20 protein-coding genes and 1 pseudogene are annotated in these 22,895 nt (G+C 35.2%); 14 read left to right on the top strand and 7 right to left on the bottom strand.

The features are described from left to right. The first annotated feature begins 363 nt into the window (after positions 1-363). Positions 364-2,352 (top strand): N-acetylglucosamine-specific PTS transporter subunit IIBC, encoded by a 1,989-nt coding sequence (nagE, locus tag FC97_RS05955; RefSeq protein ID WP_054642488.1) that lies wholly within the window; start codon positions 364-366, stop codon positions 2,350-2,352. A gap of 36 nt (positions 2,353-2,388) precedes the next feature. Here the strand turns inward: nagE and FC97_RS05950 are convergent, their stop codons facing one another. From FC97_RS05950 to FC97_RS05940, 3 genes and pseudogenes are all read right to left on the bottom strand, one after another. After that, positions 2,389-3,426, bottom strand: coding sequence for a PTS sugar transporter subunit IIC (locus FC97_RS05950; RefSeq protein WP_054642489.1), 1,038 nt, complete (start codon positions 3,424-3,426; stop codon positions 2,389-2,391). Between the two features lie 21 nt (positions 3,427-3,447). After that, positions 3,448-4,386: a 2-dehydropantoate 2-reductase gene (locus tag FC97_RS05945; protein WP_054642490.1), complete on the bottom strand. Its 939-nt coding sequence runs from the start codon at positions 4,384-4,386 to the stop codon at positions 3,448-3,450. A gap of 94 nt (positions 4,387-4,480) precedes the next feature. Next, a pseudogene (locus FC97_RS05940) lies at positions 4,481-5,493 on the bottom strand (zinc-binding alcohol dehydrogenase family protein). A gap of 137 nt (positions 5,494-5,630) precedes the next feature. On the opposite strand from FC97_RS05940, the gene FC97_RS05935 reads away from it, so the two are divergent. The 8 genes from FC97_RS05935 (at position 5,631) to FC97_RS05895 (ending at position 12,295) form a co-directional block, all read left to right on the top strand. Then, entirely contained in the window at positions 5,631-5,975 is a 345-nt protein-coding gene (locus FC97_RS05935) for a winged helix-turn-helix transcriptional regulator (protein WP_054642491.1), read from the top strand. 661 nt (positions 5,976-6,636) lie between these two features. Continuing rightward, a complete protein-coding gene (locus FC97_RS05930; RefSeq protein ID WP_054642492.1) occupies positions 6,637-7,611 on the top strand; it encodes a PTS sugar transporter subunit IIB in 975 nt (324 codons plus the stop codon). Between the two features lie 49 nt (positions 7,612-7,660). Continuing rightward, complete coding sequence (locus FC97_RS05925) at positions 7,661-8,479, top strand: PTS mannose/fructose/sorbose transporter subunit IIC (RefSeq protein WP_025086328.1); 819 nt, start codon at positions 7,661-7,663, stop codon at positions 8,477-8,479. 19 nt (positions 8,480-8,498) lie between these two features. After that, entirely contained in the window at positions 8,499-9,410 is a 912-nt protein-coding gene (locus tag FC97_RS05920; protein ID WP_054642493.1) for a PTS system mannose/fructose/sorbose family transporter subunit IID, read from the top strand. Positions 9,411-9,567: 157 nt separating this feature from the next. Next, positions 9,568-9,939, top strand: a complete 372-nt coding sequence (locus FC97_RS05915) for a DUF956 family protein (protein ID WP_054642494.1) — start codon at positions 9,568-9,570, stop codon at positions 9,937-9,939. A gap of 437 nt (positions 9,940-10,376) precedes the next feature. Then, positions 10,377-10,577, top strand: a complete 201-nt coding sequence (locus FC97_RS13830) for a hypothetical protein (RefSeq protein ID WP_054642496.1) — start codon at positions 10,377-10,379, stop codon at positions 10,575-10,577. 250 nt (positions 10,578-10,827) lie between these two features. Continuing rightward, a complete protein-coding gene (locus FC97_RS05900) occupies positions 10,828-11,364 on the top strand; it encodes a hypothetical protein (RefSeq protein ID WP_054642497.1) in 537 nt (178 codons plus the stop codon). Between the two features lie 187 nt (positions 11,365-11,551). Beyond that, entirely contained in the window at positions 11,552-12,295 is a 744-nt protein-coding gene (locus FC97_RS05895; protein ID WP_054642498.1) for a CPBP family intramembrane glutamic endopeptidase, read from the top strand. Between the two features lie 70 nt (positions 12,296-12,365). On the opposite strand, the gene FC97_RS05890 is transcribed toward FC97_RS05895, so the two are convergent. Further along, positions 12,366-13,127 (bottom strand): DUF5067 domain-containing protein, encoded by a 762-nt coding sequence (locus FC97_RS05890; protein ID WP_056967927.1) that lies wholly within the window; start codon positions 13,125-13,127, stop codon positions 12,366-12,368. A 205-nt stretch (positions 13,128-13,332) separates the two neighbouring features. Between FC97_RS05890 and FC97_RS05885 the strand changes: the two genes are divergently transcribed. The 5 genes from FC97_RS05885 (at position 13,333) to FC97_RS05865 (ending at position 17,338) form a co-directional block, all read left to right on the top strand. Continuing rightward, positions 13,333-13,545, top strand: a complete 213-nt coding sequence (locus FC97_RS05885) for a hypothetical protein (RefSeq protein ID WP_225868701.1) — start codon at positions 13,333-13,335, stop codon at positions 13,543-13,545. A 124-nt stretch (positions 13,546-13,669) separates the two neighbouring features. After that, positions 13,670-14,548, top strand: coding sequence for a cation diffusion facilitator family transporter (locus tag FC97_RS05880; protein WP_054642501.1), 879 nt, complete (start codon positions 13,670-13,672; stop codon positions 14,546-14,548). A gap of 65 nt (positions 14,549-14,613) precedes the next feature. Then, positions 14,614-15,288 carry a 2,3-bisphosphoglycerate-dependent phosphoglycerate mutase gene (locus FC97_RS05875; RefSeq protein ID WP_054642502.1) on the top strand — a complete coding sequence of 225 codons (675 nt, stop codon included), beginning with the start codon at positions 14,614-14,616 and terminating at the stop codon, positions 15,286-15,288. 329 nt (positions 15,289-15,617) lie between these two features. After that, a complete protein-coding gene (locus FC97_RS05870) occupies positions 15,618-16,475 on the top strand; it encodes a GRP family sugar transporter (protein WP_054642503.1) in 858 nt (285 codons plus the stop codon). 65 nt (positions 16,476-16,540) lie between these two features. Beyond that, positions 16,541-17,338 (top strand): Cof-type HAD-IIB family hydrolase, encoded by a 798-nt coding sequence (locus FC97_RS05865; RefSeq protein WP_054642504.1) that lies wholly within the window; start codon positions 16,541-16,543, stop codon positions 17,336-17,338. 119 nt (positions 17,339-17,457) lie between these two features. On the opposite strand, the gene FC97_RS05860 is transcribed toward FC97_RS05865, so the two are convergent. From FC97_RS05860 to FC97_RS05850, 3 genes are all read right to left on the bottom strand, one after another. Further along, positions 17,458-17,745: a hypothetical protein gene (locus FC97_RS05860; protein ID WP_054642505.1), complete on the bottom strand. Its 288-nt coding sequence runs from the start codon at positions 17,743-17,745 to the stop codon at positions 17,458-17,460. Between the two features lie 380 nt (positions 17,746-18,125). Continuing rightward, the gene (locus FC97_RS05855) at positions 18,126-20,213 is read right to left on the bottom strand and encodes a KUP/HAK/KT family potassium transporter (RefSeq protein WP_056967925.1); all 2,088 of its coding nucleotides are present in this window, start codon (positions 20,211-20,213) and stop codon (positions 18,126-18,128) included. 122 nt (positions 20,214-20,335) lie between these two features. Further along, on the bottom strand, positions 20,336-22,759 hold the full coding sequence (locus FC97_RS05850) for a Xaa-Pro dipeptidyl-peptidase (protein WP_054642506.1): 2,424 nt from the start codon (positions 22,757-22,759) through the stop codon (positions 20,336-20,338). Positions 22,760-22,895: the final 136 nt, after the last annotated feature.

Below are 22,895 nucleotides of genomic sequence, written 5' to 3'. Positions count from 1 at the left end.
ATTAAATTTGGGGTCAAAAAAAGCGCATTGCTTATAAGTAATGTGCTAAAACTCAGCTCCTAATTCGATGCAGGAAATATATAAGATTTGTCTTCAGTTAAAGTTCACTCCTTCAAATATCGTAATCTAAAGATATCAGGTCTCATACATCATGTCAATATTAGAGAAACGATTAGATTATTTTAATAATAGACAACGTGGAGTATACCAATGCTATAAACGTCTAGTCCATTATTTTTGTGTAAACGGTTAATTAACTTACAATTTGATGTTTTGATATAAAGTTCTTGCAGTATTGGATGTATACCAGTATTATTAGCTTTGTTAAAAATGTTTTGTGTTTATAAGGAGGAAAATAGGAAAATGAAAACCTATCTTCAACGAATGGGCCGATCCCTTCAGTTGCCAGTGGCTGTTTTACCAGCTGCAGCGTTACTAGAAGGTATTGGTCACTGGTTACCACAAAATTGGGGTCTATCTCAATTTCTACAAATTGGTGGTACAGCTATCTTAAGTCAATTGGCATTATTGTTTGCCGTTGGATTATCGATTGGGATGTCTAAGGTCAAAGATGGTGCTTCGGCTATGGCTGGGGTAGTTGCTTATATTGTGCCAGTTTATGTACTTTCACCTAAAAATGTTGCTCTATTAAAGGGAATTAATGTTAAAGATGTCAATCCGGCTTTCAGCGCAATTGCCGGAAATGTCTTCATTGGTATTGTGGCAGGTTTGATTGCTGCAGCTTTGTTTGATCGTTTCCATGAAACTAAGTTACCAATGGCTTTATCGTTCTTTAGTGGTAAGAGATTAGTACCTATTCTATCTACTTTAGTAATGTTGTTGATTTCAGTTGTTTTATTATTTGTTTGGCCATTTCTATATGATGCTTTGATTAGTTTTGGTAAATTCTTTGTTGGATTAGGGGCTGTTGGTGCTGGATTATTTGGTTTCTTCAACCGTTTATTGATTCCAACCGGATTGCACCAAGCTTTGAATCAAGTATTTGAATTTAATATTGCAGGTATCAATGATATTGGTAATTTTTGGGCTAACAAAGGTACTAAAGGTATTACCGGAATGTATCTAGCAGGTTATTTCCCTGTTATGATGTTCGGACTTCCTGCAGGTGCCTTAGCTATTTATAAGAATGCTTTGCCAGAACGTAAGAAGGCTACTGCTGGTTTAATGATGGCCGGTGCGTTTGCCTCATTCTTTACAGGTGTTACTGAACCTTTGGAATTCTCATTTATGTTTGTTGCTTGGCCATTATATGTTATTCATGCTGTTTTGACAGGTCTATCAATGTTCTTTGCAGCGTTAATGCATTGGACCGCTGGATTTACATTCAGTGCTGGATTAGTCGATTATATTTTGAGCTTCCATATGCCAATTGCTAACAAGCCATATATGCTTCTAGTTCAAGGTATTGTAATGGCGTTCATTTATTACTTTGTATTCGATTTTGCTATCAAGAAATTTAATCTAATGACACCAGGCCGTGAACCGGTTGATGTCGATGGTGCTACTGATCAAAATGCTGCTGTTGCCACATCTGATGACGATGATAAGTATATGATTGCTGCTAAAAAGATCTATGCAGGTATCGGTGGTCACGATAATATTAAGGTGATCGACAATTGTACAACGCGTTTACGTCTTCAATTGGAAGATACAGGCAAGGCTAATAAGTCACAAATCATGAGTGCTAACGTTTCAGGAATCAATGTCTTGGATAAGACTAATATTCAAATTGTTGTCGGTACAGAAGTACAATTTGTCGCTGATGCTTTGAAGAAATTGTATGACAATAATGTTGTTGTATCTGCACCGGCCACTGCTGAAAAAGAACCAGAACCTAAATCAGAACCAGTTAGTGATGTTAAATCCGGTGAAACAGATGTCTTTTACAGTGTTGCTAATGGTGAATTAGAGGATATTGAAAAAGTCTCTGATCCAACCTTTGCTCAAAAGATGTTAGGTGATGGCTATGCAGTTGTTCCAACTGATGGAAAAATTGTTGCACCAGTTGATGGTACAATTACTACTATTTTCCCAACAAAACATGCTTTAGGTATTAAAACCGATAATGGACTAGAAGTATTAGTTCATATGGGAATTGATACTGTTCAATTAAAGGGTGAACCATTTGAAATTAAAGTTTCTGATGGTCAAAAAGTTCAACATGGTGACCAACTTGCTCAGGTTGATCTTAAACAAATTACAGATGCAGGCAAGAAGACAGATATGATGGTAATTATTACCAATATGCCAAGTGTTGCTTACATGAAATATGATGTTTTAAATCAAGAAGTTAAGCTAGATAATGAAGTTGTTAAAGTTACAACTAAATAAAAATAGAGCTCACACATTTGTGTGGGCTCTATTTTTTTAACCTAAGAATTCGAAAACGTCTTTACGGTCATATAAATGAAGAACTTTTTCTAAAATAAATTGTAAAGCTAATGATACGATTACTGGAATTACTAACCAGCTAATCAATAATAGAGCGATATTTAAACCGGCTTCCATTGATGCTAGTGGACCAACTAGTCCAACTAAACCGAATCCAGCTGATGCGGGTGTACCAGAAATGGAGAAGAGTGCTACAGGAATAGCGGAAATGGCAGCAGTTAATAAGCAAGGGATAAGGATGATGGGTTTTCTAAATAGATTTGGCATCATCATTTTCATAGCTCCTAGGGCAATCGCAATGGTTACACCAGGTTTATTAATTTTCCAAGAATTAACGACAAGAACAATTGTAGTAGCAGCGACGCCCATAGCCGCAGCTCCAGCGGAAATACCGTTTAATTGAATGGCCATACCGATAGCAACTGTTGAAATTGGTGAAATAATGATGGTTGCGAAGGCACAACTGATTAGGATACACATGATGATTGGTTGCAAGTTAGTGAAGGAATTGATCCCGTCACCAATAGCTTTAGTGATATCAGTGACGTATGGGTAAAGATAAAATCCAATTAAACCAGCACCGACACCGACAACAATAGGGGTTAAGACAATTGCAACTGAACCGAACTTTTCACCGATCAGTAAAATTAATCCGACGGCAATAGCAGCTGTTAACATGGTGTTGATAATATCCCCCGTACCGGCTCCAATGTAGGCTTGAGATTTGGCATCAAATTTAATAACACCGGAACCAACAAAAGCAGCTCCACCAACGACCATCATAGGCATTGGTTTGAACTCGAACTGGAGTGCAATCAATGCTCCAATCAATAGGGGTGTTGCAAGTTGAAAGATAATCGCCATTTGACCGATGGCAAGTGCAAAAGGATTGTTACCGAACAGTTTTAAGATAGCAGCTAAAACGGCATTGGGAATCAATCCGATGATAATACCGGTTGCGGTTCCTGATAATACTTTGTTTAGAAAAATTTTGGCTGTTAGTTTTTGCTTCATAATAATCCTCCTGTGATTTACCTATTTAGCACCAAGAATGTCTTCTTTGCAGTGAATTAGTTGAGTTAACAAATCACAATATGGAGTAGGAATTTGATATTTTTTACCTTTACGAGAAACGGCGCCGTTAATGTAGTCGATTTCTGTCAGGCGATTATTCTTAATTAAATCTTGATACATGGATGGATAATGTTTACCAATTGTCTCAGGATCGAAACAAGATTCAACGTGGGCAACGACTTCATCAACGTCCAAGTCAACGCCTTCGTGTTTAGCCACAGCAGCAAATTCATTTACTACGGTTACGACAATGTCATGAGCTGGCTTAGTAGCACCAAATTCAGCCATATTGACATCAAGGATTGAGCATAGACAGTTCATAGTTCCGTTAACACAGGCCTTACGATAGATAGAGTAGTGGATATTATCTGAATACTTAGCGTTTAAGCCAGATTCGGAAAGAACCTTAGCTAAGTCCTTGGCTGCTTCTTCTTGGTTTTGACCAAGGTTTTGTAATTCAACAGAACCATCACCAAATAATTTGACTTCGCCAGGTCCAACTAGGCCAGCAGTCCACATTGTATTACCGATAAAGATATTTTCCATTGGAATATATTTTTCAATAGTATCTTCATGGCCAATACCATTTAGAAGACAAAGAATTTTTGTCTTCTCAGCGATAAGTGGTTTGACGTCTTGTAACATTTGGGCCAACTGCATTGATTTAGTGAATAAAATAATCAAATCGGCTTTCGTGTCACCTGTGACTTCGGATGGAAGTACTACGGGGATATGTTCAGTAATATCCTCACCATTAAAGTTAGCTTTTAAACCATTTTGACGGATAGCTTCAACATGAGTTGGCCAACCATCAACTAAAGTGACATCATTTCCACCTCTATGAAGCATAATTCCAAAGCGACTACCCATGGCACCCGCACCTGCGATGATAATTTTCATCATATTCACTCCTTTGTGATTTCTGTAGCTATCATTATACTTGAATAGTTGTGAAAAAATCCACAAGTAAATACGGTAAACGTTTTAATAAATATTATTTGTGATTGCTGATAACGATTTTACCGATCATATGATTAGTTTCTACTAATTGATGGGCCTTCTTCAGATTAGCAACATTAATGGGAGATAAGGTTTGGGTCAGAGTACTGTGAATAATTTTGTTATCAAGTAGCTGGGAAATATTTTCAAGAATATCATGTTGCGTAATCATATCAGGTGTTTGATAAAAAGATTTGGAATACATCCATTCCCAAGAAAAAGTTGCTCGCTTTTTGGTTAATTTCTTGAGATCTATAGGATGATGATTCTCGGTAATTGAAGTTATCTTACCGCTGGGTTTAATGAGTTGAGCCATTTCTTCCCAATGACCGTCAAGATCGTTCAATTCTAGAATGTAATCAACGTATTTAAAACCTAATTTATGCACTTCAGCAACCAAATTTTTACGATGATTAGCAGTAAAATCGGCATTATTTTGTCTTACCCAAGAAATAGTTTCATCACGGGATGCGGTAGCAATTATTTTTAATCCAGCCCAATGAGCCAATTGAGTAGCAATTGAACCTACACCGCCAGCTCCATTGATTATTAAGATTATCTTTTGATTGTTCTTATCCTTATTATATGGAGAAATTTCTAATTGCTCAAAAAGAGCCTCCCATGCAGTTAATGAAGTTAATGGCATAGCCGCAATTTCGGCATTTGATAAAGTTTGTGGAGCATGACCGACAATTCTCTCATCAACTAATTGATATTCACTATTACTGCCGGGTCTAATAAAGGAACCAGCATAAAATACTTTTTCACCATTATGGAAGAGAGTAACTTCTTTTCCAGTGTCGACTACTACTCCAACAGCGTCCCATCCAATTTAGCTAGCTTTCGATAACCACTTCTTCTGACACCAACATCAACAGGATTGACTGATGTTGCAGATATTTTTACTAATAGATCATGTCCTTTTACCTCAGGTAAAGGTTGTGAAAATTCAATTAAACTGTCTTTAGCTTGAATAGGTAGATGTTCCGTAAATCCGATGGTTTTCATAATATATCCTCCTCGTTATTTAGTATTAATCGTTTGGGGGATGTTAACAATCGTGAAATTTTTGTTACTAGTCATAATTTGTTGCTTCAAATTTTAAAAAAAGGTAATTTATATGTTGATTGATTGGGAGTGAAAATATGCAAAGACATATTTATGATTGTAATTCAGGTTGTCCGGTAGAAAGTACCTTACAAATAATATCTGGTAAGTGGAAAAGTGTGATTATCTACCATCTATTCCAAAATGAAATCTGCCATTTTGGACAATTACAGCGTGAATTAGTGGACTGTTCTAGGAGAATGCTTGCCTTACAGTTAAATGATTTAGAACAAGATGGAATAATTGAGAAAAATGTTCATCAATTGAACCCGTTGAAGACAGATTACCAATTAACGGAGTTTGGTAAAACTTTAGAGCCAGTTATTGAAGCCATGGCAAATTGGGGTGAGCTCTATAATCAAAAAGAAGCTTCAAATGAGTAAATTATCATATTATTTTAAAAAAATAAGCTTTTTTTAGTACTTTTGTTTAATTCCAAAAGGAAGCTTTTTCTATATTTAAAAAAATTAATGCGCTATCATTGGTACAGACCATTTACAGTAAATTCGATTCGTTCCACTAAAAAAATTACAAGAATAGATTTTAAGAAAAACTAATACTGTGGTATGTTACAAAAAAGTAACACGTGAAAAGGTGTGCGATAAAGATATATTTATATGCAAATAAATTAGAGGATTACCATTATTTAGGGCTTTAAGAACGATATATTTGAAAATCAGTGAAAATGATGATCTACTTTCAGGTATCACAAACAACCATAAAAATGGACAAAAATAACAGAAATAAAATCATTTAATAGGGAATGAAAAATTAAAAACATTGTCAAAACGGTTCCGATTAATATGCCAAATGGACAGAAAAAAATTCTCCAAAATCACAAAGATAGTTTAATTTAATTGTGGTCTAGACTTTTTTTTAAAAGGACTGTTTTTTTTTCTGAAAAAATGATATTATGTAAGGGTTCACATGAAGGGTGAGCTCAATTAAAACGGTTTATTAGGATATTATTCTATTTTTTTAGGCGACCATAATGGGTGGTCGAAGTAAGCGTTTTAATTATATAAAACATAAGGAGGAAGAAACATGGTTGGAATTATTATTGCAAGCCATGGTGACTTTGCCGACGGCATTAAGATGTCTGGTTCAATGATTTTCGGTGAACAAAAAGATGTTCAATCCGTTACATTACAACCAAGCATGGGGCCTGATGACCTTAAGGCAAAATTGGAAGATGCTGTTTCCAAATTGGAAGACCAAGAACAAGTTTTGTTCCTTGTTGACCTTTGGGGTGGAACACCATTCAACCAAGTAAATGGTTTGTTCGAGGCACATAAGGATAAGTGGGCTATTGTTGCAGGTCTTAACTTACCTATGTTGATTGAAGCCTACGCTTCACGTATGTCAATGAACTCAGCACATGAAATTGCTGCTCATATTATTGAAACAGCAAAAGATGGTGTAAAGGTTCGTCCAGAATCACTACAACCTAAGGATGCCGCTCCTAAAGCTGCTCCTAAACAAGCTGTTTCAGGTGGTAAAGCTGGTTCATTGGAATATGTTTTGGCTCGTATTGATTCACGTCTATTGCATGGTCAAGTTGCTACTGCATGGTCAAAATCAGTTGCACCAACACGTATTATCGTTGTTTCAGATAACGTTGCTAAGGATGACTTGCGTAAACAATTGATTATGCAAGCTGCACCGGTTGGTGTTCATGCTCACGTTATCCCAATCAATCAAATGATCAAGATTGCAAAGGATGACAAGCATTTCGGTGGCGAACGTGCATTACTATTGTTCGAAACACCACAAGATGTTGAAAGAGCTATCGAGGGTGGAGTTCCATTGAAGACTATCAATGTTGGTTCAATGGCTCACTCAGTTGGTAAAGTTCAACCTAATAAAGTTTTGGCATTTGATCAAAACGATATTGATACATTTAAGAAGATGGAATCACAAGGCATCAAATTTGATGTTCGTAAGGTTCCAACAGATTCTGAGGACAATCTTGATAATATTATGAAGAAAGCCCAAGCAGAATTGGATAAAAACAAATAGGGATTTAATTTTATATTTATATAAGAAATAAAACGGAGGATTAATAATCATGCAATTAAATGCTATTCAGATTATTCTTGTCGTTTTGGTATCATTCCTAGCTGGTATGGAAGGTATTTTGGATGAATTCCATTTTCACCAACCAGTTATCGCATGTACTTTAATCGGCTTAGTTACAGGTCAATTGTTACCTTGTCTTATCCTTGGTGGATCACTACAAATGATCGCCTTAGGTTGGGCTAATATCGGTGCTGCCGTAGCACCTGATGCCGCTTTGGCATCTGTCGCTTCAGCTATTATTCTTGTTCTTGGTGGTAAAGGACAAAAAGGTGTTGGTTCAGCTATTGCTATTGCTGTTCCTTTGGCTGTTGCCGGACTACTTCTAACAATTCTATGTCGTACATTAGCAACTGGTATTGTTCATATTATGGATAAGGCTGCTGAAGAAGGTAGTTTTGCTAAAATTGATTTCTGGCAATATGTTGCTATTTGTATGCAAGGTTTACGTATCGCTATTCCTGCCGCATTGATTCTTGCAATCGGTGCTGGTCCTGTTAGATCATTACTAGATGCTATGCCTACTTGGTTGACAGATGGTTTGTCAATCGGTGGTGGTATGGTTGTTGCTGTTGGTTACGCAATGGTTATCAATATGATGGCTAGTCGTGAAGTATGGCCATTCTTTGCTATTGGTTTCGTACTTGCTACAGTTACAGATCTAACACTTATTGGTCTTGGTACTATCGGTATTTCTATGGCGCTCATCTACTTGAAATTATCTAAATCAGGTGGCAATGGCGGTTCAAACGATGGTGGAGGCAGCTCCAACACCGGTGATCCAGTCGGCGACATAATAGATAACTATTAAGAGGGGAGAACACATAAAAATGGCAGATCAAGTTAAAATTTCTAAAAAAGATAGAATCTCCGTTTGGTGGCGCTCAACGTTCCTCCAAGGTTCATGGAACTACGAACGTATGCAAAACGGTGGCTGGACTTATTCACTAATTCCAGTTTTGAAAAAATTATATAAGACAAAAGAAGATCGTGCTGCTGCTTTGAAGCGTCACATGGAATTCTTTAATTGTCATCCATACCTTTCATCACCTATTCTTGGTGTAACAATGGCATTGGAAGAGGAACGTGCAAACGGTGCCGCTATCGATGATGTTACAATTCAAGGTGTTAAAGTTGGTATGATGGGTCCTTTGGCTGGTATTGGTGATCCTGTGTTCTGGTTCACTGTTAAGCCTATTATTGGTGCTTTGGCTGCTTCATTGGCTATGACTGGTAATATTCTTGGACCAATCATTTACTTCGTTGCATGGAATGCTATTCGTATGGCCTTCATGTGGTACACACAAGAGCTTGGTTACAAAGCCGGTTCTAAGATTACAGATGATGTTTCCGGTGGTGTCCTACAAGACATTACTAAAGGTGCTTCAATTCTAGGTATGTTCATCTTAGGTTCATTGATTAACCGTTGGGTTGTTGTTAAGTTCACACCAACAGTTTCAACAGTTAAGTTGGCTAAGGGTGCATACATTGACTGGTCAAAGATTCCATCAGGTGCACAAGGTATCAAACAAGCCTTGATCCAACAAAAAGATGGTCTATCATTGACTGCTCATAAAGTAACAACATTGCAAGATAACTTGGATCAATTGATCCCTGGATTAGCTGCTTTGCTTCTAACATTGTTCTGCATGTGGTTACTAAAGAAGAAAGTATCTCCAATCGTTATTATTCTTGGCTTGTTCGTTGTAGGTGTTCTTCTACACGTTCTACATGTTATGTAATAATTTGAGACTTTCAAAAAGTTTTACTAATTAAAAATGAGACATCAATTCGTTTTTGAGTTGATGTCTCATTTTCATTAGAGCAAAAGTCATCGTACTTTTGATAATAAATAAGTTCCGCCGTATAATATTTTTAACAAAACAAAGGAGCGGTCAGATGGTTCAATCATTAAATACAAAGTCGGATTTGGTTATTCAAGGAACTTCTCATTTAGGATTGACTGATTATGGAAAAATCATGATCGGTGATAAAGGATTTGAATTTTACGATGACCGTGATGTTTCAAACTATATTCAGATCCCATGGACAGAAGTTAAGCAAGTTGTTGTTTCAGTAATGTTTGGTGGTAAGTGGATTCCACGTTATGCCATTCAAACAAAAAAGAACGGTATGTTTACTTTTTCTTCAAAAGATCCTAAGAGAGTTTTACGAGCAATTAGAGTTTACGTTAAACCTGAAGATATTGTAAAATCCTTAACCTTCTTCCAGGTTGTTCGCAGAGCTTTTAAACGAAATCCTAAGAAATAATTTACTTTTGGGCCCGATTGGGCCCAATTTTTTTTGCCCTTTTCTGTTGGACCAATTGAAATCAATTGTTTTCAACATTGCCACAAGCACCGATATAACAGAATAGAATGCAAAAAAATTCAAGTTGATGGGGTGGCATTGCTTTATCAGAAATGCTTTTATGAAAATGAAAGCGGTGTTATAATATTCTTAGGATTTAAATGGATGTTTGAATTATTCCTAGACTTCTTCCTACCAGAGATAGACGTACAGTTGCCAAGATTTTACGGAATCTGCTTGTTCCATCTGCTACATATCGGAGGATACTTTAATTATCTCAAGACTCCGATAAGGCTACAATTAGAGGGAAACAAAAGGCTACTTAAAAATTCTACATACACAAGAAAGTCCTGGTTGAGCTTATTGGATGTATATCAAATAACGAAAGAAGGCGATTTCTGATGATTTTTCCATATTTAAAATTAGGTCTCAGAGATGGAGTAATGTTGATTTCAGTTTTCATTATGTTAGGTTTAACACTAGTTTTTAAATGGTCAGTATGGGAGTTTTTGTCCTCTATCATTGCAATCATAATTGCATTCTCAGCAGGAAGAATGAAGCCGGATGAGAAGAATGTGCTTGCTTTCTTGAAAAAATAGTTTGAATTAGGACAGAGTACTTTAAATACTTTCAAACAAAATGTGTTATACGCATATTATCAAGAAGAAACATTACCAAATCTGGATGATGTTTTCTTACAATAGTATGAAAAAAATAGTTTGGTCAATTTGATCAAACTATTTTTTTGTGCCAAGAGTTACAAAGTGTCCACTTTTGAAACTTATTTTTGGATTATTTAAGCAATTAGTTCTATCTTTAGTGTAGTTATAAACAGTCAAGGTGATTGATATGGAAAACGAATTGAGATTCGCTAGAAAAATCAGTTTCAAACCACTGTTAGGCAGTATATTTCTTGGCATAGCAGTGGGAGTTGTGATTATTTCAATCTTCCCCAATGAGCCGTTGTTGTCGATTCTATGCTGCGTAGTAGCTTTTTTAATCGACAGCACGATGATTTACCCACAATCGCTAAAGCACTTCTATGGTGGCTGGAAAATCAATAATAGGGGAATATACTATGTTGATACTGAAACTTGGGGTAAAAAATTAAAGTTAATTTATTTACCATTATTGCAAGAATATAAATTTATACCATTATCAAGAATTCAGGCTTTTTCCATTATAGATGGTGTGAGTTTAATGAACAGTCAAAGTATTACTGGAGGTACTCTGAATCGACCTATTAGTCGTCCAGAACGTCTGCTAGTTGTTAAAACTGAACATGGTCAAGTGTACTTAAATCTTTCTTGGGATTCTAAAGGAAAGGCTGTTACCGATAAAAAAGTTAATCAAACATTAGCAATACTAAAAAACTCATCCCGCTGACGGATGAGTTTTTTTAACAAATAAATATCTTGGCTTGTTGTGAAATACGTGAAGGGTGAGCTTTTTAACAAAAAATGAGGTTTTGCGTAACTCGTATCTCAACGATTAAAGAATAGTTTATCGAACGCGTTTCATGTCAAGAACTTTTTCTATATAATTAAAATATAATGACTTTTAAGGAGAACCCATGAAATTTATAAAAAGTAATCTTGCAAAGATTATCATTGCCAGTCTAATTTTTCCCGCTGTCATGTTTATTTTGGCCTTTTTCGTTAGGAAACATACAGTCAACAGTTATTGGCAGATGTTAAGCGATCTCTTAGTATTTGTCATAGCTTTCCTATTGAACAAATTCTTTTTTAAACAAAAGATCAATTGGTTTAATTCCAAAAATTGGTCGGCACAGTTATATACGGCAATGCCAGCTATAATTCTGATTGCTGTTTTGAATTCTGCAACACTGACCGCTAGTGACTTGGCAGTTAAATTTAAAATTATTGTATTGTGTCTTTTGGTAGGATTAGCAGAAGAATATATTTTTAGAGGTCTTTTAGTAAGTTTATTTCTAAAATTATTCCACAATAACGTTTTAGGAGCAGTTCTTGGATCTAGTATTATGTTCGGCTTGATTCATACGATGAATTTAAAATCGATGCCGATTGGATATGTTTCCGGACAAGTAATCTTTGCCGCGGCAATTGGTTTATTATTCGGTACGATCTATGTTAAGACTAAAAATCTTTCAATAGTCATTCTGTTGCATGCTTTACGGGACATGTTTCCGATGTTTTCCAATAAATTAATGGCAGAAGCTGCTAAAATGCAGTTCTCAATGTCTTCATTATATGTAATTGGTGTTATGTTCCTAATTACTTTGTTTATAGCATATGTTCAACTAAAGGATTTTAAGTTAGAAAGCAAAACGGTATAAGTCAGAAATTTAAAACAGCACATGTTTAGAATATCCTGCGTATTGGGATATACCTCTAAACATGTGCTGTTTATTTCAATTTCAGCGGTTGGGTTGTATCTAGCCAACCATTTGTTTGAATATTCTTGAAGTACATTGTAACTTCTGAATCAGTATCCTTTACCTTTACTAAAAGAGCACCGTCGAAGTTTTTGTTAGGTTGAACCAAACCATTATTACTTGAGTTGACAATAGTAGCGTATTCGCCTTTAGCAGCGGTAGCTGATAATTGTTGGTTATCTTGTTTCAGCATAATAGCAGTATTTTGAACTCTCTGTGGAACTTCATTATTTTGAGTTTTATTCGTGTAGTTGTATTTAACCAGTAAAGCTGCATCGCCATTGCTGTCTTTGATCAATTTAACATCGTTTGAAATCTTGAAGGTATACCAATCTGTGTCATAAGTTAAATCAGTATAAGTTCCAGCATTTTTTATTTGATTAGTTGTCTTTTTTTGCTGATCATTATTTTGTTTATTGTCATTTTCTTGTTGTTTTGCGGTAATTTCATCTGCAGCTTTTTGTTTTTTGGCTTTTTTAATGCTCTTTTTCTTAGCTGGCTTTTTCTTGGTTTCTTTTTTAGGTTTAACCTTTTCTATTTTATGAGAAGGTTGAGTAGTATGAGTGTTGTCCTTCGAAGAACTGGATTTCCAAAAAATAAGTAGACCAATTATTAAAATGATAATTAGAATTAAAGAAATAATAAAAGGCTTTCTTTTGTAAAAGGGCGCGCGTTTGCGTCGAAATGATTCACGCGTCATATTTTTATTTGAATTGTTATTACGCCTGTCCATGATATATCTCCCTGACCAATGAATAGATAATTACTAGTTATGACAATAATATCATAATTGTTTACTATGAATTAATTTACTAAAAAATGCTATTACTTTCTTAAAAAAGGAATTTTAAATTAAAGTGTTGAACCGACTATTGAAAAGTGGTATAAATATCTGGTCGATGTTAATGAGATGTTAATTTTTGTAGAAGGGGGTCGCAATGATGATGCTATTTAGAAATCATGGCGATTATGAAGTAACTTGTAATTTCTTGAGCAAAGAGGGCCAAGAAGTTGCAAAGAAGCGCGTTTGTCACAATGTTTCTAAGAAAGAAGCTCGTGACGGTATGAGAGATTATATTACAAATAGATTCTCTGATATTATTGATGTCGCTCATCCCATTAAAGTTGTTGCTAAGTTAACAGCTAAGTAAAGGATATTTAAAGATAAATAATAAGCGAAGCCAATTCTGAATTAGAGTTGGCTTCGTTTTGTATATAGCACTATTTTTTATATTTTAAGAAAACATTGGTATGATAAGGGCGGGAGGCAACGTTATGGATCATGGAAAAGTAACAGGTAGACGTTTCTTTTATGTCACCGCACTAAATGTCATAATTACGATCACAGAATTTATTGGTGGAATTTTTTCAGGTAGTTTAGGACTTATTTCGGATGCGTTTCATAACCTAGAAGACTCTTTGTCCATTATTATTTCCTTTGTTGCCAATGTTATCGGACGCAAAAAGAATGATGTCCAGAAAACTTTCGGATACAAGCGAGCTGAGATTTTAGCAGCATTCGTTAATTCAATTATTTTAGTTGTTATCACTGTCATGATGGTTTTTGAGTCTTTCAAACGTTTATCACAGCCCCAGGAGATCAATGGTCAATTGATGATGATCGTTTCGATAATCGGATTACTGGCCAACTTTGTTTCAATGTTAGTCTTATTCTCCGGTTCTAAACATAATCTAAATATTAAAGCAACATTCTTACATATGTTGTCAGATACGCTTTCGTCAGTGGGTGTCTTTGTTGCATCTATTTTCGTTATTCTCTTCAATTGGAATTGGGTGGACCCAGTTATAACAATAGTTATTGCCATTTGGCTTTTGAAAGAAGCTTACAGCGTCGTTTCGGAGACCGTCAATATTCTTATGGAGGCTAGTCCAAAAATTGATCTGGATGCAGTTCAGCAGGCAATTTTGACTGTTCCTGAAATTGTTAAGGTTCATCATGTTCATTTGTGGATGATTGATGAAAATCATATCATGTTGGATGCTCACATTAATGTTGAGAAAAACTGCAATATGAAGGACTTGGATAAACTTTACGATGTGGTCGATAAAATGTTGCAGGAGCGATTCAATATTACACATGTTACATTGCAAGCTGAATGTAATCGTGGGATAGATAATTCGTTGATAGATTAATAAGAATAGTGATTTGTGCTAAGATTAGAAGGTAATTCTATAAATGAAAGTTGGAATGTCATAATATGGTAAAACTTGTTATGGTAAGACACGGCGAAAGTACAGCAAATGCATTAAATCAATATACTGGTTGGAATAATGTTGGCTTGACTCAAGAAGGGGTTGTTCAAGCACATGTAGCTGCTAAAAAACTACAAGGTTTTGAATTTGAACATGTTCATACTTCGGTTTTAAAGCGGGCAATTCTTACCGCATATATTATTCAGGATGATTTGAATCTTAATTATGTGCCAATTACAAAGAGTTGGCGCTTAAATGAACGTCATTACGGAGCTTTACGAGGTCAAAATAAAGATGCCACAAGAAGAGAATTTGGTGTTGAACAGGTTCATTTGTGGAGAAGAAGTTTTTATGCTGTTCCACCTAAGCTTGAGCATGCAGATCCTAATGTAGGTCCGTACAAGTATTATGATGCTCGGATTATGCCTTTAGCAGAAAGTCTCTATGATGCTTATCAAAGAATTGTTCCTTACTATGTTGATCAAGTTGCTCCTAGGTTATTGGATGGTAAAGATCAATTGATCGTGGCTCATGGGAGTACCATTCGAGCTTTGATCAAATATATTGAAGGTATTAGCGATCAAGATATTGATGGTGTTGAAGTTGCTAATGGAACACCTTTGATTTATGAATTTGATAAAAAATTAAATATTTTAAGCTCAAATCGTCAGGGTAAATAAAAGACTAGTCGAATGAGAACTGGTCTTTTTTAATGCCATAAAGTGTTGTCATGGTATGTGATAAATGTAGCAAATACTGGTACGAGTAGAGTCAAAATTTTTTTTAAGAAAATGCTTTCTTTTTTGAAATTATGAGGTACACTATTTAAATGGTCTAGATATTTACTTGGTTTTGTGCCAAGTGGACAAATTAGATAAAAAAGTAGTAATGTTCGAAGCAAGTTTTATTTTATGTATCATTAGAAACCAATATTGTTCCTTATATACAAAAAAATTATCACTTTAAAAAAAGATTATTACTAATATTTTGCGAATTAGAGGGAGTTTTTATGAATATTTTAATTGCGCTAATACCTGCGTTAGGTTGGGGCTTCATGCCAATCATCACCGGTAAAATTGGTGGTTCTCCTGCTAACCAAATGTTTGGAATTGGTGCTGGTGCGACAATCGTCGGGTTTGTCGCCTACTTAATAACACAGCCAACTGTTAACACAACCGCTTTTTGGTTCTCAGTTCTCTGTGGTGCTCTGTGGACTATTGGACAGATAGGACAATTCATTTCATTCAAGCGTATTGGTGTTTCAGGTACAGTTCCACTGTCAACTGTATTCCAATTAGTAGGTAACTCTATTATTGGGATGTTGATTTTCGGAGACTGGGCCGGAGCACAATCTAAAATAATTGGAATTATTGCTTTATTGATTGTAGTTGTTGGGGCTTTATTAACTTCAATAACTGATAGTGCTGAAGGAAATAAAATGGAACTTAAGGATGCCATTTTCCTATTATGTACGACTGTAGGTTTTTGGATCTATTCTTCATTCCCTAATATGCCAATTGTCAAAAATCAAAGTGGTACAGCTATTTTCTTACCAGAAATGCTAGGAATCTTGGTCGGTGCAATTATCTACGCATTGTTTACAGATGTTAAAGCTTTTAAACAAAAAGAACATTATTTAAATATCTTTGCCGGAATTGCTTGGGGAATTGCCGCATTTGCTTATATTTTTTCGGCTAAGGCTAACGGTAATACTTCAGCCTTTATCTGGACTCAATTGAACGTTGTAATTGGTACCTTCGGTGGAATCTTTATTCTACATGAGAATAAGAGTAGTCGTGAAATGAAATTCACGGTTCTAGGTATTGTATTGATCGTTATCGGAAGTGTCGCAACATCATTTGCATAAATTAAAAACAATCCGTAGAGATTGTTTTTTTTTACACTAAAATAGAATTATAAGGGGAGAGCAAAATGATCAAACATATTTTTTCAGACATGGATGGAACTTTGTTAAATAGTGAGGGCAATGTTAGTAATATAAATGCTTCATCGATAAAGAAGAGTGGGATTCCATTTACTTTAGTTTCAGCACGAGCACCGATGGAAATGGCAAATGCTATTGATAAATTGAATTTAACTGATCCTCAAATTGGATTTAATGGCGGGTTGATCTATGAGAAAAACAATGCCGGTTTCAAAATTTTAGATGATAAACCACTGAATATGTCTAGTTTTTGGAAATTAATGAAAATAATTCAAACCAAATTTCCGGATGTCAGCTGTAGTTGTTATGGATTAAATGATTGGTATGCTGAAAAAATTGATGAGGGCATTAATTATGAATCCAAACTTACGGGCCAGAAGACCACATTGATTGATTTTACTGATTTGACGGATACTAAATTATATAAAATTATGATGATAACCTTTGATCTGAATTTAATGGAACAATTAAATCAAACACTCTTGAATCTTAATATTACTGACGTTAGCATCAAACGCTCTGGTGATAATTATTTAGAAATAACTAGTAATTTGGCTCAGAAATCAAAAGGAATAAAATATATTCAAGATTTAGAAAAGTTGTCTAAAGAAGAAATGGCAGCTTTTGGCGATGGTCATAATGATTTGCCAATGTTAACAAATGTAGGTACACCAATTGTTATGGCTAATGCTCCTTCAGAGATTCAGCAATATGGTAAATACATAACTAAAAGTAATGACGATGATGGGGTTGCATATGGAATTGAGAGCTTTTTAGAGAAATAATTAATAAGTTTCGTACAAACTACTATTAATAGAAGAAAAGCATCTTAGATGGCCTTAAATTTACATATATGAGAGAGTAAAAAAGTCACCAGATTATTCTAGTGATTTTTTGTTTGGCATTAAGCTTTAACGGCCTTAGTTAAATGTTTAATTAGATATTCATTTTCACCATATCCAGAGTTTAGGAAGATATACTTTTGAGCATTGTAGATGAAACTAATACGATTAGTACCATAGAATTCTTCAACCATAATGTCGGTAACATCTGATAATGGGATATTGATGCGATGAAGTTTTCTCATTCCTCTAACTAAGGTCATTGAAATTACATTATTCTTAAACTCATAATCGACATAACCCATGAAGTTGTGTGCATCTTTGTCAATGATTTGAATATATGTAAACATAATGATCATCTCTTTGCTAGCTATTTTTAAATTAGTTATTTTAACAAGAATCAAAGTACTTTTTTTAGAAGTTATTCTTTAATCCTTGATTAACTGAGATTATAAAGAGATTTTCTAGTAAAAGGGACTGATAAGAGCCGATTTGGACGAGATGTATAAATGAGTCTTTACAATTGTAGTTTATCTTAGACGATTTATAATTGGGATATAAAAAGATATAGAAGAACATTTATATCTTCGTCGAGGTATAGTCCAGTAGGCTAGTTAAATGATTTACCCTAGGAAGGTTGTCTGATTTCAGATAACTTTCTTTTTTATGGATAAAAAAATCGCTATAGGGTCCTAAATAGGAATCCTATAACGATTTTTAACTGATTGAATTATTCGTCTTCATCATCGTCATCAATTTCTTCGTCAATCTTGATATCTTTCAAGGCTGAACGATCTTTTCTGACTAGGCGTAGACGATTAAGTGAAACCTTTCCAAGTACCAATGGAACACGCTCTTCAATAACATCGCTGTATGAAAGACCGAACCAATTGGCTGGTGAAATGAATTTTTGTAAGAGTAGACGTAAGTGAATAACACTCTTCTTAACATTGCTGATCTTAGTATCTGGTGATAGGACCTCTTTGATGATAACGAATGAGAAGTCACCGACATCACGATCAGGGATGGTTGTGTATTTCTGTGGTTGAGCTTTAATCTCACCATTTGACATCATATCATTGACGACTTGACGGAGATAAACATTAACCTTTTGATCAACTCTAAATCCAAGATACAATTGAACACTGATCATGTAATCAGTATCAAAAGTTTCAACGCTGTATGCAGCAGTATAAGGTTCATCAGTAACGTTAACGGTAACGAACCAGTAAACTTGAGCACGTTTAGGACGTTTGTCGAGAATTGAGTAGAGAATGTTCTTTTTAATACGATATCCATCATGGACTTTAGTTAAATAAACTAAGTTAGTCGTGTAAAGTGGATAACTTGGATCTTTTCTTAAATCATTTAATTGATGTTTAAAAGCTAATAGAGAAGCAAAGTGACTACGGTATGTGTTGTCATCCTTGAGACGCTCACCATATCTCCAAATGAACATAACAGCGATTAATAGAGCAGCAATGAACATTGTGATATAGGCACCATGGATGAACTTACTACTATTTGTTACGAAGAAGATACTTTCAATAACAAAGAAGAAACTGATGATAACAGTTGTGAATAACCTGTTGACTCGTTTCATTAAGAGCCATTGATGTAGCAAGATAGTTGTCATTAACATAGTGATCGTAATTTCTAGACCATAGGCGTTAGACATGTTTTCTGAAGTTTTGAAATAGAAGACAATGAACAAACAAACGACCCAAATAATTGAGTTAACAGTAGGAATATATAACTGTCCTTTGAAATTTGTTGGGTAATAAGTTTTCAATCTTGGGAACATTCTTAACTTAGTAGCTTCAGAAACTAGGGTGTATGAACCGGAAATCAAAGCTTGAGAAGCAATGATAGCAGCCATAGCTGATAGGAAAATTCCGAAGAGTCTGAAATCGGCTGGAATAGATTGATAGAACGGATTCATAGCTGAACCCATTTGTTGCAAAGTATGATTATCTCTAACACTAATGATCCAAGCGGCTTGACCTAAATAGCTCAATAGCAAGCAAATTTTAACGAAAGGCCAACTTGTATAGATATTAGGACGACCAACGTGTCCCATATCAGAATACAGTGCTTCAGCACCAGTTGTAGCTAGGAAGATACTACCTAAAATGAAGATACCACGGATATTAACGGGACTCCGTAATAGCTCAATAGCATAGTAAGGATTCAAAGCTCTGATAATAGTCCAATCAGAAGAAATATTAAGTATTCCGACCAAACCTAAGAATGAGAACCAAACTAGCATTATCGGACCGAAAGCTCGACCAATCATTTGGGTACCAAATCTCTGAATGAAGAAGAGGGTCGATAAAATGATCAGCGTAACGATAATTACTTGGTTCTGTGTACTGATTAACACAGCATTATTGATCTTAATACCTTTAAGACCTTCAATGGCAGCTGTAACGGTAACAGCTGGTGTCATCATACCATCAGCTAAGAAGGTTGCCCCACCAATCATAGCCGGAATGATTAACCACTTAGCGCGCTTTCTAACTAACGTGTAAAGGGCAAAAATACCACCTTCACCGTTGTTGTCCGCACGTAAAGCAATCAAAACATATTTAATTGTTGTTACCAAAGTTAGTGTCCAAAAAATTAATGAAACACTTCCTAAGATAAAATTAGTGGACATTTTTGCAAGTCCACCATTCCCAACCATTAAAGAGTGCATAACATAAAGGGGAGATGTACCAATATCCCCATAAACGATTCCTAAAGCAATTAGAAATCCAGCAATGCTCATCTTTGAATGGGGGTTATTTTTCAATGAATTCAGTTGTGTCTTTTCCATATAAATAATCTCCAAAAATAAACAGTTCAACGGCAATTGTAACATTAAGTATTAGGGTATGAAACTACTTATTTTGGTCTAGTTATATTCCCTATATAATTAAATAAACCAATACTCCTAGATTAGTCTTCGTGTAATGGAACGGATAATGAAGATTGGTCTAATTGAACTGTATATTTAATATTTTGATTTCCACGAACTGTCATTCCAAAATCAGTTGCGTAAATAATTAAACCTAGTTGATGACCAGCTTGCAGCTTGTAGAAAGTTGGTTGAAGTTCGACGCTTATATTGTAGAAGATATTAGGTTTTAATTCATCAACTTTATAGGCATTTTCACGATTTTGCAGATTAATGTGACCTTTTGTAATCATCTTGGCTGAAGATTCTTTGCCTAAGGTGAACTCGCGTAAGTCATCTTCACGCCAATCATAAGTTCCGGCTAAACTATTCTTAGATAGGAGAGTAGGTGAAACATTGAAACGTTTAGTTTTACCATAATCAACTATTTGGAAACTTAGCATTCCAAGATTTTCACTTGAGGCGACTTTCAAATCAACATTAATTTTGCCATCTAGTAATAGTTGCTTTGTTAATGGAGCTGATTTGAATGTCAATTGGTTATTAGCTAATTTACTGTCACCGTGAATAAGATCTTGTTCCCATGTAACGTTGTCATCGCGGTAAGATTCGAAATCTTTTTCAGGTAACTGATCCATGAATGATTCAGAATCAGAAGTAACGTTTTCAGTAGTTAGTTTATCACCCGATAAATTGTATTTTACTTCTTTATTATTAGGGTTTGCCCAATCAGAATGTGCCGTCCAAGTCTCTGGCGCAACATTATCTTGAACAATGACATCGGGGATGATTTCTTTGGCCTGATTATCAATACCTAAAAGTTCATGCGTGAGCCATAAGTTGATAATGTCACTGTAATCAATAGAACGGAAAGCATTAATGTAAATATGTTGTCCTTGATGAAGAATGATCTTCTGCGTAACGCCGTTATGCTTAATGCCATTCCATAATCTTTCGACATTACGTGGTTTAACGTTCCAATCATTCAATCCATGGACCATAAAGACATCAGCAGTGATATTTTTGAAATTATTGTGATAATTTCTAGCATCCCAGAAAGTATTGTAATCACCACTATCACGGTCTTCACCTTTTTGAATCTCTTCAATCTTTTGATTCCATTTACCCTTGATTTCATTAAAATCACCAGGTTGCAAACGACGACTGAAAGTCTCTTCAGCTAAGACATCAGCATCTTCACCAGGGAAGCCACCAGGTGCGATCACTAAACCACCATCACGATAGTAGTCATACCAATTTGAAATAGCAGCCTCACTGATGACAGTCTTTAATCCCTTAACACCAGTAGTAGCGGCAGCAGTTGCTAAAGTTCCTAAGTAAGAACGTCCGGTCATAGCGACTTTCTTATTTGACCACCAAGCTTTGATTTCAATATTATCGGTTCTGTTAGTAAAGGCTGGTAAGTCGCCAGTTAGCCATTTGATAATGGAGATGGTTGAAATAGTTTCTTCGGGATCACCAGTAGTTCTTAATCCGTCAGAATCTTTTGTTCCAATACCAGCCATATAAATGACAGCAAACCCACGAGCTAAGAAATAGTCATTTAGTGTGTAAGAACTTTCTCTAGAGAAGGTTTCTTCAGCTTTCTTTGTTTCACCGTTAATATTACGAGCTAGAGGCAAGGAGTCAGATGATTCATGATATTCGACATCTTCGTAATTCAAGTTATTAGGAATTTTGTGTTTTAAAGGTACATTTACATTATGAGTTAATTTTTCACCAGTTTCGTCATTAGTGCCTTGATTATAGGGACTAGCAGTGTAGAGAACTGGTACTTTGAGACCATTTTCAGTTTCGTAGGGACGCAAGATTTCAGCCTTTAATAAGTCACGCTTGCCATCGTGATCACTGTCTTGAGGTGATTCAACATAGACAACTTCACGGATTAATTTGTGTGGATCAAAGACGGGAAGTGTTTTGCCATTGAAAAACATAGGCTTTGATACCTTACCGTAAAATGAGATGAAGTAACCTTTAGCAGCCAACGAATCAAGATAATTTTGACCATCTTTATTATGAGTAGCTAGGAGCCAATACCAAGCCGATTTTAACTCTTCAACGGAAAAATTATTTTTTCGATGGTCAGCGATTGGCAATTGGATTTTTTCCATTGCTTTTAGTGGATTATCGAATGAAAAATCAACATCTGGATTAAATTTCAATAACTGTAGTGCAACATTATAAAATGTTTGTACGGAAACGTTAATTGATGAGTCAAGATACTCACTTAAATTTTGATCTGGAGTTGCCATATAAGTACGTAATTTCTCTTCAAAGTTAGAAGAAGTTTTAGCTTCAATAAAGGCCTTACTTAAGAAACTCTTCCATAATTTGATAGGATCATTTTCGTTACTATTATCTTTATCTAAAAAACCAATTTCTTTTAATTCTGTAATTTGGTCGCCAAACTGAGTTGGACGAATCGCAAATTGATTGTTTTTCATATTGACACCCCTTCACAAATATTAATTTCATTATAGAGCACTCTATAGTAAAGTTACGAATAATTCAATAGCATAGACGTGTCAAGACAAGCAATTTTTAAGCCTGGTTGAATGCTTTCTTACTCCAGGCTAAATA

The organism is Companilactobacillus kimchii DSM 13961 = JCM 10707, from assembly GCF_001435445.1.
GTDB lineage: Bacteria > Bacillota > Bacilli > Lactobacillales > Lactobacillaceae > Companilactobacillus > Companilactobacillus kimchii.
This window is presented reverse-complemented; position numbering and strand designations above follow the sequence as displayed.